Here is a 14912-nt window from a genome sequence, read left to right as displayed (position 1 = left end):
TTATGGCTTTGTATGAACTTTCTTTATAGCAGATAAAAATGAAACAACGGGAGATTAATCAGAAAATTAATCCCATATTAAAGGACGTGGAACTTTAGCAGTTCTTAAATAATCTAAAAGTTGTCCTGTATGTACCGATTCATGATAAGCAACTCTTAACAACATGTCCCCCAACTCTCGAACATATCCCATTTCCGAACGATCTATTTTTACCTCTGTGAGCTGCTTTTCATCAATGAGTCCTAAAAAATCTATAAATTTTTCCCTGTATGGTTGAGCAAACTTTAATGCTTCTTCAACAGAACTAAATGTTATTGGCTTATAAGGATTATGCTCCTCTGTTAGAGAAAGGTTAAGGGGTTTTTCTAACATTTGATGATAAAGGTATTCTCCTTCAAGAACATGATGTATCATCTCCCTACATGACATTGCTTCTGGATCAGGGCGCCAGTCTAGCTTATCTTGAGGTATTGACATCCATACTTCTATACTTCGACGTCTTACTTCTTCAAAGTTTAGTAAAATAAAACTCATCGCATTCATTTTTGCTCACTCCTTTAATTTTACTATAAATATAACATATCCAAAGTATTACAATGAAAAATATGGATAGTTTTATAAATATTATCTGTTTATTTAAATTAATCATTAATTTTTTAAGAAAGCCTGTTAATATAGATTTATTAAAAATTAGGAGGAACTTATGAGACAAAAAATAATTAGAATTAATAAACCAAACATATATAATTTTGATTTAATTTTAAGATACATAAAAAACTCGCCCTCCTTTGTAATCGAGAAGGTTATTGAAAACACATATTGTAGAGCTTTTGTAATAGGGGGAAGAATGTACCTAGTATTAGTTAGGGACGAAGGAATCGATAGTAAGTACTTGGAAGTTAACGTTATTGGTGAAGAAGTTAAAAATAATCATGTTCAACTAGTAAAGGAGAAAATTATCACAATATTTTGTCTGGAACAAGATATAGACAAATCTCAAAATTTTATAGCTAATGAATCTAAGATAGGAAAATTAATAAAAATGTACGAAGGGTTTAGACCTGTTTTATTAGGAAGTGTCTACGAATCCACTATATGGGCAATCATCGGTCAACAAATTAGTGCAAAAGTTGCTCACGGGATTAAAAAGAGTTTATTAGAAAAAACAGGTGCTAAAATAATAATTAATAACTGTGAATATTATACAGATTTATGCCCCCATAAGGTGATGGAGTTAAATATAAACCAACTTCGTGCCCTAAAGCTAAGTCAAAGAAAAGCTGAATATATTCATGAAATAACTAAAGCCATTATAAATGAGGAGTTAGACTTAAGTCGCTTATATTTATTGGACCGTGACGAGGGTTGTAGCTATTTAATGCAACATAGAGGTATAGGAAAATGGACGGCAGAGTCAATACTAATGAGAGGTATAGGGCGTCAAGACATTCTACCTGCAGGAGATTTAATTATACGTAAAGTGGTAGGAGAGATGTATGAGTATGATGAGTTATTAACGGAATCACAAGTTAGAAGAATATCTACTCAATGGAAAACTTCGGAAACCTGGATTACTCATCTATGCTGGTTTTATATGCAAGAAAAAATATTATAAATGGAATATTTGCAAGTTTAAAACAAACGAAGAAAAGGATTATTTACCTGTTTTTGTTTGAATATTATAAAAATTGGGTTTATTTGTTGAAAATTCCTTTTTAATGCAATATTATAAATGTATCTTTTAAGAAATGGAGGTGTTAGTTATGAAAGTAAAAGTTAAAAAAACAACTAATAAAGCTGCTGTATTAAACGGTATTCCAGGCTAAAACGCTATAATTATTTGAACTACTTACTTATTGTTTAAACTTCAAGTCTGTAAATATAGGGAACTATCATATGATAGTTCCCTATTTCAATAATTAAGAGAAATGGAGTGAAATGGAGAAAATGAAACCTAAGTTCAAAGAGACAATTCCTGTATTTTTTATAAATGATGAAATCCATATTGGTGAAGAAGATGGAGTAGCAGGAGTTATTGAAGATCCCAATGGAAGTATTAAGTATTTAATTTCTCTTATCAACGGAAAAAAATTCTATAGAAGAAATAGTACATTTAGTTCACGAAAAGTATCCAAACATAAAAGAAAATGAGGTTTTAGAAGGGATAAAGGCATTAGATACAGAGAAATATTTAGAAGATAATTCTTTAAATCCTCAATCTATAGGAGATTACGAACTCGAAAGATATAAAGCAAACCTTAATTACTTTTCGCTTTTTACGTCTTTAGAGGACAACAAGTACAATGTGCAAGAAACTATTATAAACACTAAGGTTGCTTTGCTCGGAATCGGAGGTTTAGGTAGTCAAATACTATATCATCTATCTGCATTAGGTTTTCATAACATTAATGCACTAGATTTTGATACTTTGGAATTAAGTAATTTTAATAGACAGTTGTTATATTCTGAAAAAGATATTAATAAGTTAAAAACGGAATTAGCAGAGGAAAGAATATCGAGCTTTAATCCCAATGTTAATTTAAATGTTACTAACAAACGTATAGAATGTGCTGAAGATGTAATGAAACATATTGAAGGTAGTGATTATGTAATTTGTGTGGCCGATAAACCAACCCTTCATATACAGGATTGGGTAAATGAAGCTGTAGTGAAGTTAGGAAAGCCATTGGTTTCTGGTGGAGTCCTAAATACAAGGGGCAGATTTTATTCTATGTTACCTGGAAAAACTGGGTGTGTAGAGTGTCATAAACGAACCATAATAGAAAGTGATGTTATAGTTAATAAGCAACTTGACAGTATGCATCAGGTGAATTTTCAAAGAAATAATGCTGCGATTAGTCCCAATGTAGCTATGTTGGCTGGTGCTATTGTAAATGAATTTTTAGGGTTAGTAACAGGCATTCAGACTCCAACATCATTAGGAAAAATGATGGAATTAAATTTCCTTACATATCAAACTTACCCTATTTCAGAGTGGAATAAGAAAGAGGATTGTCCAGTTTGCCATTCCGCCCCTGTAACAGTAGGTAAATAATAATTATGGGGGGATAAATATTGAAATCTTATGAAGTATTAAAGAATAGAGATTTTTTATGCTTATTTTTGAGTGCCACAACAAGTAAGTTGGGCACGTCTTTTTTTCAAATCGCATTGCCTTTATTAGTATATGATTTGACTAAATCACCAAGTTTAATGGCATTAACATTTGTTTTAGAAATTACGCCTCAAGTATTATTTAGTTTGTTAGGCGGAGCCTTAGCTGATCGCATAAGTAAGAAATACATTTTATTACTAGGTGATATTTTATCAGCCATTTTAATTATTATCATACCTCTTGCAGCTTCAGTAAACGTTTTAGATATATGGATTGTATATGTGGTAGCTTTTTTAATATCAGCTGTCAGTGCATTTTATCATCCAAGTTTTGAATCAGTCATACCAGAAATTTTAGAAGGTGAAAATTTAATACAGGGTAACTCTTTATTTAAATTATCAGAGACAATTACAACCCTTGCTGGCCCTTCAATAGCAGGTATTTTAATTGCTTTGGTTGGAACTCATAACTTACTATATTTTAATTTTTTTACGTATTTTCTTTCTGGAATATTCATTAGCTTAATAACTAAGAAATATAAGAGCAAGAATCCAGTTAATAGTTCTATAATGAATTCGATAGCAGAAGGAGTTAAATACGTTATAAATACTAAAAAAATTTTGATAGGAACTATTCTCATATTCTTGATTAATGTGGGTTATGGTGCTATGGAAGCATTATTTATGTTTCATCTAAAGGATAATCTACATTTATCGGCACAGTATATTGGCTTGATATTTTCCCTACAAACCTTAGGTTCATTTGTAGCAATCTATGCTGCAAATAAACTAAACAAATTACCGCGAGGAAATATAATTATCTATTGTGGAGTGATAATAGGTTTAGGACAAACTATCCTTACCTTTTCAAACACTGCGGTTATTTTGTTGATATTATGTAGAATTTTAATTGTCGGTTCTGTAACATTATTGGCAATTAATTGGTTTACCCTTAGGCAAGAGATTGTACCATCAGCCTTATTAGGAAGAGTAATTAGCTCAACTCGTATGTTAGCTTTTTCAGCTTTACCAATTAGTGGAATGTTAGCAGGTGTTGCAGCTGAATATATTAGCGTCTCTTTAATTTTTATTTTAGCAGGCATCCTTACGATTGTGGCGTCTTTAATCGGTATTAAAACCTCTCTATTTGAGCCCCAACAATCTATAGATCAACCTATTAATAGTAGCAACAAGTAGATAAACAATTGGGTTGGCTTGAAATATATTCATATTTATTGTATTCTTCTATAAGAACTTCATATTTGAAGTTTAAACAATAAGTAAGGACCCCTTTAGCATATGGTTAATAGGGGTTTTTAATTTTTAATCTAAATGTGTGTCTGATATACAAGCAAAAAATTTTTTTATTACCTTTCTCTTAGCTTTTTTAAACGGAATTTCTAAAGTCTAAATAATAAAAAATCTCTAGGATATTTACCTTAGAGATTTTTTTGTACCGAAATTACGTTTTTCGTTAAGTAAATCGTAAAGTATTTCATTTCTAACCATATCCTAATCTCTCTTCTCTTTCCTCTTCAAGAAATTTCTATATCCATGATAATTAAACAAAAAAATATAAAGTGTTTAATAAAAATACATTTTAAATACTTTATATTTTATTTCAAATACAATATTAACGTCTTTCATATAAAAGAGTAAGTGTATAAACTAACCTATAAAATATATAGTTTTACCATTTACTCTTAGCGACGACAAATACAAGAAAAGCCCTCAAAATTAATTGAGGGCTTTTCTTACATGTGTGGTTGATCATAGCTGCTTTTACTAGTTGATAAAAGTGAAATATATACATGTACATATCTAAAATATCGTATTAGGCTATAATTTGTCCAGTTAAAAGGTAAGCAAAATAAAAAGCTACCTCGGGAGCAAGGTAGTTTCTTATTTTGTACTTCAGAAAAAAAGAAAATGTGGGTAGGATAAATCCTCTTTTGTAGTTTACTCAATATATAGAATGTTATTTATTATTGCAAGTACGCAATGATCTAAAATTGAATATGACGTATAGTCTATAAAGGTTAATTGTTTTTTATACGTTCATAAAGTTCTATTTTATTAACTAAATAGACGTCATATCGTTTGATTCTACACAGTCTAAAAAGGTGTACCTTTTTAGTCTATGTATATTGAATAAAGCTAAATATTAACAAAATAAAAAAGGGATGGCTGGCCACCCCTTTAATTTTTTGTTCCACAAACGCGCCCAATTTGCTTGATAACTAATTTAGAAACTCGTTACGAGTAAATATACCCCAGTAAACATCAAAATTATATACGTGATAATGCGAAATACTTTTTGACTAATCCATTTAAAAAATAACTGTCCTAATATAATTCCTGTAAATAAAGGGGGGATAGCTATAAGAGAAAAAATCCATGTCTCTTTGCTGGTACCTCCAAACGATATTTGCATAACTAAACTAACAAAGTAAACAAAGAGATAATAAGCCAATGTTGTACTTCGAAGTGTGGTTTTATCTATTCCGGCTCCAGAAAAATATAATAAAAGGGGTGGACCTGGTACGCCAATACTTGTCGTTAGTAATCCTGATATTCCCCCAGTTATGAAGTCCTTGTTTTGTGTTCGATTTATCGTCAACTTTAAAATAAGTAGTATTGTTAAAAAAAGAATAAGAGCACCAACAGTCATTTTTAATAACTGAATATCCAAAAATATATAAATTAAAATACCAAAAATCAGACCCATGACACTACCTTTAATCAATCTAACTAACAAAGACTTGTCTATTTCTTTTCTAATTTTAAAAATCATAAAAGCAGAAAGACAAATAGAGAGTATAATATTAATCTGGATTGCCATGTGAGCAGGATAAATCAATAATAAAAAGGGAGTACCGACAATAGAAAAGCCATAGCCAGTACTTGTTTGTAACAATGATGCTACGAACACAATTATAATAAGCACCATTAAATCTTCCATCGTACGATTTCACCTACTCCAAACATCAAGGTTAACTTTTTTCTTCTGCTGCATAAAATCATGTATAAACTAAGCCTTTATATTGAACTTAAACTCTATTTCATTCTTTAAAATTTCTGCCCCTCTTGGACTTAACACTAAACCTTTTGCATATTCTCTATTTTGAGGAGTGATGTCACCTGTAATAATGCATTCATTATAAGGCAAGTATTTCTTTAAGATAATTTGTTCTCCATTAACAAAGATTTCGATAGGGTCTTTTTCTTTAATAGCAAGAACCTTTCTTAGCTCAACTGGAATAACAACTCTTCCTAATTCATCTACCTTTCGTACAATACCTGTTGATTTCATTTCATATTCTCCTCTTCTAGCCTCAATATTCTACTTCATTTGATTTTCTATGAATAGATTTATCAATCCAACAAAGGAACCTTAAGTGCTTCTTTCTACATTATATAAATGGTACTAAAACAGGCTTAAGCCTGTTTATGTAACCTTAAGGCTGTCGGACATTTAAAATAGCACCATTCTATAACTATCCTAGCCATCTTATGATTCATCTTTTGTTTCTTCTTGCATCATTTTCTTATTCTTATGAATAAACGAAGGGATTTTGCTAAAATAGTGTCTCTTTACTTCACCATAAGGTATCCAGATTTCCTTTTCCTCAATAAGGTCATACACTTCATCTAAAATTTGATCTCGTTTCCTGGGGTGTAATTTGATATGAGAGTAGTTGATCGCACCAATATAGCGTTGTCTTAATTCGTTCGTTATCCATTCTTTCTGCTTTTGCTTTAATGCTGAAAACTTTTTATTCGTTTGAATTAAGCGTCCATTTTGATAAACATGATTTTTCATATAGTCTTCCTCCTTTTCTCTATAGTCTCATATAAAATTCTTGAATCTTCATTTACCTAGTAGGCTTTTTTTCTTAAATTGTTCCTTCACATAGGTGCAATTTCGTGTATGTTCACGGGAAAAGAAATGATCGTGTTTATAATGTACTGTGACTTCACACGAAGGACAGACAAAAAAACCCATTCTTATTTTATCCTGATTGACCTCATGCGCATAAAACTCCCCTGTGGCTTTAAACATGACCACATGTCTAGCTTTTTCGATTTTTGCTCGCATAATCATATCCTCTTTCACCATATTTTTCATCTATTTCTATGATAAGGGCTATATGGAAAGAAGACAAAGAAAAAAACAGCATCCCGTCATAACGGAATGCTGCTTAATCATTAATTATTTTTTAACTTGTAGCCTTTGAACGTATATCCATAAACTTTAGTTAAATCAACAAAGCTCTTATAGGAATAAGTAATGGCAACCGGCGTACCTACTTGAACTTTATCATAAAGCTTTTCAATGTCTGCATTATGCATTCTCACGCAACCTTGGCTCACGTATTTTCCAATGCTGCTTTCATTGTTGTTACCGTGAATACCGTATGTATCGCCATACGTACCGTTTGCATTTATCCCTAACCAACGTTTTCCTAATGGATTGTGAGGATCGCCCCCAGGAATATGTCCTGTATAATAAGGACGGTTTTTAATCTTGTTCACCACTTTAAAAAAGCCGACTGGTGTTTTGTCCCATGTTTTCCCCGTTGCTACTGGATCAACGATTTCAATATAACCATTATGAAAATACGCAAGCTTATTGTAGTACTTGTTAATGATGATTAAATCTTGATTCGCTTGTTTACTTGCTGCTTCTGTTTTCCCTTGATTTACTCCACATAATGCGAACATTAGTAACGTAAAAACGGCCATTGATTTCATAAAAATGTTCTTCATAAAAACTCTCCTCTTTTTTATATTTTTATAGAAAACAAAAAAAGCACCTTCCGATTGGAAAGATGCTTTTTCGTAACAATCACCTATTTAATTAGTAATTTTGATATGCAGAGAAACGTCCTCTGATAAAATTAACTTTTGTTTTTTTATAATTAATTATCTGATGCAAATCTTGTGGGCTTAGAAACATATGAAAAATATCATTCTATCTAACCCTTTTAAACCCAATCTTCACTTTCATCAGCAAGCTTTTTTAAATTATTCATAAAAACACTAGCAAGATACCCATCACAAACAGCGTGATGTAGCTGTATAGAAACAGGTAAAAAGATCCCATTTTCTGCTTTTGAATATTTACCAGCTGTAATAATTGGTAAAAGAAAGTCTCCACCATTATTAATATTCAAGTTAAACCCAGTAAAGGAAGTCCAAGGTAGCATAGAGATCGGGAAATTATTCGCTGGTACTGGGGTCTTAGGAAACAATTGCCCCAAACCATTGTATTTTTTTACATCATCTTGATACGTATCATAAAATTCAGCAAAACTACTTGAATTTTGTGTCCATATACTAGAAAACATTGAAGATTCATTGTCAAAGATTGTATAAGACGGAATCATTACTTCCCAATATCCTAATTTCCCTTCGGAATTAAAGCATGTTCTAAATTCTCTGTGTGAATTAACCGTTTTTGTAACCATATAAATAAATGCCGGATACAGCTTATACTTTTTCTTCTTTATATTTTTTAAAAGAATACTAATATTTATGTCATTAGTCATGCTAAAAGTTGTCTGTTGTTGTAAATAATGCTCAAAATACTCTTTTCGATACCAATTTTCTCGATCAATTATTTTAAATTTCATCTTTGAATACCTCCTAATAATTTTATTAAATTTTTAGGAGGCAAATTTCTCTGATTTTTTCATGCTACTCATCCTTTTATAATCTTAGTTACTAAAACATTATTATTGAAAATAACTATATTGTCAAAATTACTCATTCATGTTCGTCCTTGTTGTACTAACCTGTTTCCTTAACACAATAAGGAGAAGAAATTATTACAAACTGTCAAATTTCATTTATCACTTGTTAATTTTTTCTGTATGACGACAGGAAGGGAAAGAGGAACAGCCAAAAAAACGAGTACCATTCCCATCTCGTACGACTAGATCCTGCCCACATTTCGGACACTGACGAGGTTCTGGTGTGATATTTTCAAAGATTTCTCGTGCCTTGAAAACAGAATTGACTTCATTAATAAACTTTTGAAGATCCGCACGATCCACTAAGGTCACATCACATGCAGCTGCAAGCTCTTTTGCTTGTTTCGTAAAATAACTATTGGTCACAACCCACGCCTGATTCGCTTTATAATACGCTTTTGCCCCATACACTTCTTGTACAGCTGAAATACTGACCCGATTTTTCACTCCATATCGTTTAGCTTGAATGACAATTTTTTCTTTGCCTTTCATCACTAAATCAGCTCCAAAGTCACCAGACTTTTTGGTTACTTGGGGTTTATATCCTAACTGTTGGAAAAGAGCCTGCAAGTAAAATTCGAACTGCCTCCCATCCATTTTATCAATATAGGGCATGCCTGATTGGGCTAATTCTTTCCTATACTTCCGTTCACGAAGAACACGGTAAGCAAATTGAGAAAGCTTAAATAAAATGATGATAAGAAAGAGATAAAATACACTTTGAAACACTTTATCCATTCATTGAAAGCTCCTGTTCAGTTTGTTTATTCCGGAGACGTGATGCCACAGGTTGAATGCTTTTTCCATTCTTTTTTAATTCGTCGTTCCAATCTTTCTCTCCCTTTGGAATATCTGCTCTTATTAAATCAGCATTAACGATTTGGTTCATTTTGTCGATAAATTCTTTTCCTCCTTGGTCATTATCGGCAGCTAACACTATTTCTTCAATGCCTAAGCCTTCTCTTCGCGCTTCGATATAAGACTGTGCAACGGTTTTAGGCTTTAATCCATTCATACTAATGAGTCGTGTGTTTTGTAGGCTATTCTCCTGAATACTCCAATAAGAAAGCAAATCAATTGGACTTTCAAAAAAATAAATCTTATTTGGGCGACCAACATCAACTGAAAAGCCTGTGTGTGGGTTATCGTTCGGTAAGACATGTTTAAAGGAACCACGCTTATTATTTATAGAAGCTGTGCCTTGCCGATTCGCCCCAATTACCTTTCCTTTACCTCCATGTTCACGCCATTTAAACACCACATTGTTCCGTTTATCTTGGGCAATTAAATCTTTTTGAAGGAGCCAGTCAACTAACCGAGGATCTATTTTACGTTCTTTTATGAGATAATCTTTTATTTTTCTTTGATCCTTTACCTCCAACTCTTTTGGATAGCGAAAAGGCTCTTTTGATGGTGAAACCGACGGTTGCTCATGCGACTGAGAAAGCTCTTTATAATCGCCTTTGTTGATGTCTAATACGGCTTGTGGAAACGACATCCCATAATACATTTGAGCGAAACTGATCGCTCCGTACCCTGTTTCATTTCGGCTATTCCAAGCGTACATATTTCCTTTGATGAGTAAGTTATCATGTTCCGTATGGCGATAGTACTTTCCTTCTTTTACAAAGGTTTCGCCTTTGGCTTCCAGATACGACAACAAATCAACATCTCGCGCTTTCATGATTTCCCCCTCATTGACGTGTTTTCGTTCTCCCACCTAATCCCTCCTTCTCTTTCACCCTATGAAAAAAGAGGGCTTTTCAGCCCTCTTTTCCTTTTCAAAATTTTGCCAAATTTAGCGTTCTATTTCTTGCGTTTCTTTCCGTTTTTTTGAAGAATTTGCTCCATTATTCCGTGCAAAAAACTTTGCACATTCATTTTTCAGTTTTTCTTTTATTAGAGCTGATTTCGTTAAGGAAACGGCTCCAAAGGGAATTGGTTGCAGCTGTTCACCACTAGTACTGGCTCAACTTGCATAAGAAAAAGCAGAGGAATGAATAACCTCTGCTTTTTTGCATTTAACTTTATTAAGTTACATGTAGATGTGGATAAAACTTGTTGATTTTGAAGGAGTAACCTTTAACTAACTCCCTTATTCCTTACCTGAAGCAACTGATCCATACTCCTTATCAGGTAGAGCAATTATGTCTGTATGTTTAGGTATATAACCTAATAAACGTAACATAGCTACAATTTGGCCCTTGTGGTGGAACTCATGTGTAATGGTATGCATGAGCAATTGTCGAGGAGTCTTTCTTATACTTTTAACCTCTGGTCTCCAAGCAAGCTCCCTTTCAATAATGTCATCAAAATTATCACCAAATTGTTCAAATACAACATCCACATATGCATCTGCTTGTTCAAAATAACGTTGAATATCACTTATCTGCATATTACTAATTACTTTTTTTGTTAAAAGAGGCGACTTCGTTTGTAAGAGAACAAAAGAACCCAGCCAAGCATGGTAGCAACCTGCAATATGAATCAAAGAATCTCTTACACTCTGAGAACCAAATCCTAGTTCTTTTGTAAAATCGTCTTCATTTAATTCCTTACATTGTGCTAATAAGATTTGACGTGTTTGCTTTACCCATTCATACTCTTGTTTTTCCATACTCTCTACTCCTTTATTTGAATATTCCCACTTATATTATTAGGTTCATTGTACAGCAAATAAGAAAAGCCAACATTAATAAAATTTAATATATACCTCTCTTCATTTAATGGGTAATCGACCAATAAAAAAGAGAGCTTTATGCTCTCTCACCATTCTAACTTTCGACTGCTTTTCTTTTAGATTAGTAAATAATTGAATAAAGGTTTTAGTTATTTTGAACGAAATTTATTTCTACTAAAGTTTAAATCCAGAGATCATTTTCTGCTGTTTGCTAAGTTCTCTTATCCCCCGTATTAATAACACCCCTAGGCTCTACGAGCATAATTTTACACTCTGATTCTGCATAAGGCTTATGTTCAACGTTTCGTGGAATGACAAACATTTCACCTTGATTTAATTTCACTTCACCATCTCGAAATTCAATTGTTAAGTGACCCTCAATCACCATAAAGACCTCATCTGTATCTTCATGCTTATGCCAAACAAAGTCCTCCTGTAGCTTAACTAGTTTAAACTGATAATCATTTATTTCAGCAATAACTTTTGGAGACCATAGCTCTGTGAATTTAGTTAATTTTTCTTGTAAATTAATCGGAGTATATTCCATTCTTTTCTCTTCTCCTTTTTTATCAATCTATTAAATACATAACTAATAGAAAACCATCGTTTGGGTTAACGATAACCAAAAGGAGTAAATTTTTACAGATGTTTTATAAATCTTGTATCTTTTGTAGATATTGAACCCTTACTTCAAATCTCTATTTTCTTTTGCCATTTTATCAATTTTTTTATTGCAACTGGATCAACATATCGAATTTTAATTTCCACTTTATCCGACCTCTCTTTTGTAGTAGTGCTCTTCCCCCTAAAAAGAGAGAAGAGCATAAGGGGTTTTTGCCCCCACCATAGGTGTGGGGCTAGGCAGAGCCTAGCAAAACCGTGGGTACAAGAAAACCTGTTGAATGTGAACCTACTGTTGACCCAAACCCTGCCATGTGAACCTACTGTGAACATAAAAAATCAGTGATGTGAACCTGCTGTGAACCTTAAAAAAACACATGTTGACCTACTGTTAACATGTGTTTTTTCACTTCATGGCTAAATCTTGTTGCTTTTCATTCATTTTTTTCATCTTTTTACGTAAAGTTTTCTGCTTATATTCATGAAGCTGAATGCTTTGACCATCAAAGTGAATCTTTTATATCCTTGTTTCTGTTTCTCTATTCTTTTGATACAAATTAAAAGAATGTACTTTTCAAATTGAAAACATTTCATTAATTCACTAAATAACTTTTTAAAATTTTATTATCATCCTAATATATAATTAAATAATTAGATTTTCTTTTTTCTTCTGCAAGAATCTAACTCTAATTCTTTAAAAATCCAAGGTAGTTATCACTAATTTAGACTAAAATAAATTAAAATTAACTCAATAAAAAAGAAGTTTAATTTAATTTAATTAAAATACAGCATATTAACTTGTCTGATTAAAAGTCATTGAGTCTATATTTTTTACATTCAATTAGTAATTAATTGATTTAAACTAATTTCAATTAGGTATATACAGACTAAATGTACCAATAAAAGCTGACTCTACTAAAGTAATGTTCATTCAAATAAAGTAATTAATCCAGACTCAATTGAGTCTGGATTAATTACTACTATTGGACAAAATCCGGAAAATCTCTCCTTAAGAAAAGATCATTTCCTGAGTATAGGGAGGATAAAGCCCTATACTAGATTTATTATAGTTTCGTGGAGACGATTTAATTAAGTCCCTCTAATAATTTTTGAGAGAAAGTGTAGGAAATGAACATAAGTGGAAGAAAATGAAATGATGACTTTAAGAAAACGATTATGTATTTACATCATGCTGGAAACTTGGTTAAAGAATCAAGCAGCGAATATGGTGATCAGAAGTAACAATTTATAATTGCGTGAATGTATTAACACCTTTTAATACAGAGGAGGGCTCTCTAATACCTAGAGAATTAGCTAAGATTCATCAGAAAACCTCTGACTAAAACAAGAGCTAGATATTCAAAAAAAGGCTATGGTCATATTCAGGAAAAAGTAAAACACATTCTAGCGCTTCAAAAATTTATCAAACCTCTCTAAACAATGGGTGCCTGAAATTAAGTATGTCCCTATGATATGAGGCGGTTGGTGCTGTTTAGCATCTTCATTAAATTCACACTAAAGAAATTGTGTGCTATTTTTTTCTCGTTTAATCACATCAGAGTTGATCATTGAAGCACTTCAAAAAGCTTACACTGCCCAAAAGCCCTGAAAGGGCTTACCTCTTCGTAACGATTTCGGTTCACAATACATAAGTGATGAGTTTACTCAGCATGTCCACAAATACGAGATAAAGCATCTTTTCAGCCAAAAAGACTGCTTTTATGATGATGCCTCCATAGATATGTTTCATATCATATTACAGAAGAAGTGTATTATCTAAACAGAATCGACAGTAGTCTCAGCTATTAAACTCCTCAATCTATTGAGGATCAAATGAGAAAAATAACTTAACACATAACTTTTTTTCTAAATTATTGATTTAAATCAGATAGTTAAACTTAAGATTAACTTAAAATCATCTCTTTGCACACAACCCTAATTCAGTTGAACTTATAATAAAATAAGTCTAACTAAATTGAAAGGATAATAAAGAGTAGTTTAATTAAAATGCAATTAAGTTGTACTTAGTTGAACTTAATTGCATTTTAATTAAACTTATTGTAATATTTTAAAAAACTATAAATTCATTTATATTTTTTTAAAGGATTCAGTTCAAATTTAATTGAACTACATAACGTAAAATATAATAAATCTAATTCAGTTAAGTGTAAAATCTGCTAGAATAATAAAGACAAGCTTCAAAATAAGTAGTAATTAATTAGTCAGGACCAATTAAGTTAGACTTAATTGAGTTATTAAAAATATTCCATATAAGAAGATACTAACTCAGTTAGATCAATTCGTTTGTGAAGGAGATACAATTATGAGCGAAGAAACAATGGTTATTTCAGAAGTTGCTAGAAAATTTAATATAGAAAATCATCAATTACGGGACTGGTGCGAAGTCGGGTTAGTACGACATAAAAGAATTGGAAGAATAAGATACATATTTACTGATGAAGATAAAAAAATTGAGAAGATTATTGAACTAAAAGAGAAATTCGGAAAACATGCACCAAATGAAATGATTCGCGAAGAATTAATTAAAGCAAATTTAATGAGCGAAGAACAAACAAAAATTATTAACAAGGATTTAGAGGAAGAAGATACAAACGAAAACTCCTTTAAAGAAGCATTTTTATTACTTGCTAAAAAAATAGAAGAAATGGATAAAAAAATGGAAAAGAAAGAACAACTAACGCTTCCATCTGAAAATTTGGCAGAAAAAAAGATGTTATAGA

At 31.8% G+C, this 14912-nt stretch carries 16 protein-coding genes; 5 read left to right on the top strand and 11 right to left on the bottom strand.

Annotation, left to right across the window (positions count from 1 at the left end; translation table 11 throughout):
• Window positions 1-66 precede the first annotated feature (66 nt).
• Window positions 67-543: a DinB family protein gene (locus tag Q5794_RS29825; protein WP_192998163.1), complete on the bottom strand. Its 477-nt coding sequence runs from the start codon at window positions 541-543 to the stop codon at window positions 67-69.
• 160 nt (window positions 544-703) lie between these two features.
• Between Q5794_RS29825 and Q5794_RS29820 the strand changes: the two genes are divergently transcribed.
• From Q5794_RS29820 to Q5794_RS29805, 4 genes are all read left to right on the top strand, one after another.
• A complete protein-coding gene (locus tag Q5794_RS29820; RefSeq protein WP_214989258.1) occupies window positions 704-1615 on the top strand; it encodes a DNA-3-methyladenine glycosylase in 912 nt (303 codons plus the stop codon).
• Window positions 1616-1938: 323 nt separating this feature from the next.
• Window positions 1939-2151: a hypothetical protein gene (locus Q5794_RS29815; protein ID WP_374989505.1), complete on the top strand. Its 213-nt coding sequence runs from the start codon at window positions 1939-1941 to the stop codon at window positions 2149-2151.
• A gap of 154 nt (window positions 2152-2305) precedes the next feature.
• On the top strand, window positions 2306-3055 hold the full coding sequence (locus Q5794_RS29810; protein WP_374989504.1) for a ThiF family adenylyltransferase: 750 nt from the start codon (window positions 2306-2308) through the stop codon (window positions 3053-3055).
• A 20-nt stretch (window positions 3056-3075) separates the two neighbouring features.
• Window positions 3076-4311: an MFS transporter gene (locus Q5794_RS29805; RefSeq protein WP_192998161.1), complete on the top strand. Its 1236-nt coding sequence runs from the start codon at window positions 3076-3078 to the stop codon at window positions 4309-4311.
• A 1048-nt stretch (window positions 4312-5359) separates the two neighbouring features.
• Here the strand turns inward: Q5794_RS29805 and Q5794_RS29800 are convergent.
• The 10 genes from Q5794_RS29800 to Q5794_RS29755 all read right to left on the bottom strand — a co-directional run bounded on the left by Q5794_RS29800 (window position 5360) and on the right by Q5794_RS29755 (window position 12097).
• Window positions 5360-6076, bottom strand: a complete 717-nt coding sequence (locus Q5794_RS29800) for a sulfite exporter TauE/SafE family protein (RefSeq protein WP_214989259.1) — start codon at window positions 6074-6076, stop codon at window positions 5360-5362.
• Window positions 6077-6145: 69 nt separating this feature from the next.
• Complete coding sequence (locus tag Q5794_RS29795; protein WP_192998160.1) at window positions 6146-6427, bottom strand: AbrB/MazE/SpoVT family DNA-binding domain-containing protein; 282 nt, start codon at window positions 6425-6427, stop codon at window positions 6146-6148.
• A gap of 198 nt (window positions 6428-6625) precedes the next feature.
• Window positions 6626-6937 carry a hypothetical protein gene (locus Q5794_RS29790; protein WP_214989260.1) on the bottom strand — a complete coding sequence of 104 codons (312 nt, stop codon included), beginning with the start codon at window positions 6935-6937 and terminating at the stop codon, window positions 6626-6628.
• A gap of 48 nt (window positions 6938-6985) precedes the next feature.
• Window positions 6986-7213 carry a hypothetical protein gene (locus Q5794_RS29785; RefSeq protein WP_214989261.1) on the bottom strand — a complete coding sequence of 76 codons (228 nt, stop codon included), beginning with the start codon at window positions 7211-7213 and terminating at the stop codon, window positions 6986-6988.
• Window positions 7214-7323: 110 nt separating this feature from the next.
• Window positions 7324-7884, bottom strand: a complete 561-nt coding sequence (locus Q5794_RS29780; RefSeq protein WP_214989262.1) for a L,D-transpeptidase — start codon at window positions 7882-7884, stop codon at window positions 7324-7326.
• 218 nt (window positions 7885-8102) lie between these two features.
• Complete coding sequence (gene catA, locus Q5794_RS29775) at window positions 8103-8750, bottom strand: type A chloramphenicol O-acetyltransferase (protein WP_374989503.1); 648 nt, start codon at window positions 8748-8750, stop codon at window positions 8103-8105.
• Between the two features lie 219 nt (window positions 8751-8969).
• The gene (locus Q5794_RS29770; protein WP_374989502.1) at window positions 8970-9608 is read right to left on the bottom strand and encodes a restriction endonuclease; all 639 of its coding nucleotides are present in this window, start codon (window positions 9606-9608) and stop codon (window positions 8970-8972) included.
• Complete coding sequence (locus tag Q5794_RS29765) at window positions 9601-10554, bottom strand: DUF3991 and TOPRIM domain-containing protein (RefSeq protein ID WP_214989268.1); 954 nt, start codon at window positions 10552-10554, stop codon at window positions 9601-9603. Before Q5794_RS29765 ends, Q5794_RS29770 begins: the two co-directional genes overlap by 8 nt.
• 411 nt (window positions 10555-10965) lie before the next feature.
• Window positions 10966-11487, bottom strand: a complete 522-nt coding sequence (locus tag Q5794_RS29760) for a DinB family protein (RefSeq protein ID WP_214989265.1) — start codon at window positions 11485-11487, stop codon at window positions 10966-10968.
• 274 nt (window positions 11488-11761) lie between these two features.
• Window positions 11762-12097 carry a cupin domain-containing protein gene (locus Q5794_RS29755; protein WP_374989501.1) on the bottom strand — a complete coding sequence of 112 codons (336 nt, stop codon included), beginning with the start codon at window positions 12095-12097 and terminating at the stop codon, window positions 11762-11764.
• Window positions 12098-14494: 2397 nt separating this feature from the next.
• On the opposite strand from Q5794_RS29755, the gene Q5794_RS29750 reads away from it, so the two are divergent.
• Window positions 14495-14911: a MerR family transcriptional regulator gene (locus Q5794_RS29750; RefSeq protein WP_280166890.1), complete on the top strand. Its 417-nt coding sequence runs from the start codon at window positions 14495-14497 to the stop codon at window positions 14909-14911.
• Window position 14912 lies beyond the last annotated feature (1 nt).

This window comes from Priestia megaterium, assembly GCF_041941685.1.
Lineage (GTDB): Bacteria > Bacillota > Bacilli > Bacillales > Bacillaceae_H > Priestia > Priestia megaterium_C.
This window is presented reverse-complemented; position numbering and strand designations above follow the sequence as displayed.

Bases quoted from the DNA above. Each gene is read 5' to 3' on its own strand.
- Q5794_RS29825 (WP_192998163.1), bottom strand. From the start codon at position 543: ATGAATGCGATGAGTTTTATTTTACTAAACTTTGAAGAAGTAAGACGT.
- Q5794_RS29820 (WP_214989258.1), top strand. From the start codon at position 704: ATGAGACAAAAAATAATTAGAATTAATAAACCAAACATATATAATTTT.
- Q5794_RS29815 (WP_374989505.1), top strand. From the start codon at position 1,939: ATGGAGAAAATGAAACCTAAGTTCAAAGAGACAATTCCTGTATTTTTT.
- Q5794_RS29800 (WP_214989259.1), bottom strand. From the start codon at position 6,076: ATGGAAGATTTAATGGTGCTTATTATAATTGTGTTCGTAGCATCATTG.
- Q5794_RS29795 (WP_192998160.1), bottom strand. From the start codon at position 6,427: ATGAAATCAACAGGTATTGTACGAAAGGTAGATGAATTAGGAAGAGTT.
- Q5794_RS29790 (WP_214989260.1), bottom strand. From the start codon at position 6,937: ATGAAAAATCATGTTTATCAAAATGGACGCTTAATTCAAACGAATAAA.
- Q5794_RS29785 (WP_214989261.1), bottom strand. From the start codon at position 7,213: ATGCGAGCAAAAATCGAAAAAGCTAGACATGTGGTCATGTTTAAAGCC.
- Q5794_RS29780 (WP_214989262.1), bottom strand. From the start codon at position 7,884: ATGAAGAACATTTTTATGAAATCAATGGCCGTTTTTACGTTACTAATG.
- catA (WP_374989503.1), bottom strand. From the start codon at position 8,750: ATGAAATTTAAAATAATTGATCGAGAAAATTGGTATCGAAAAGAGTAT.
- Q5794_RS29770 (WP_374989502.1), bottom strand. From the start codon at position 9,608: ATGGATAAAGTGTTTCAAAGTGTATTTTATCTCTTTCTTATCATCATT.
- Q5794_RS29765 (WP_214989268.1), bottom strand. From the start codon at position 10,554: ATGAAAGCGCGAGATGTTGATTTGTTGTCGTATCTGGAAGCCAAAGGC.
- Q5794_RS29760 (WP_214989265.1), bottom strand. From the start codon at position 11,487: ATGGAAAAACAAGAGTATGAATGGGTAAAGCAAACACGTCAAATCTTA.
- Q5794_RS29755 (WP_374989501.1), bottom strand. From the start codon at position 12,097: ATGGAATATACTCCGATTAATTTACAAGAAAAATTAACTAAATTCACA.
- Q5794_RS29750 (WP_280166890.1), top strand. From the start codon at position 14,495: ATGAGCGAAGAAACAATGGTTATTTCAGAAGTTGCTAGAAAATTTAAT.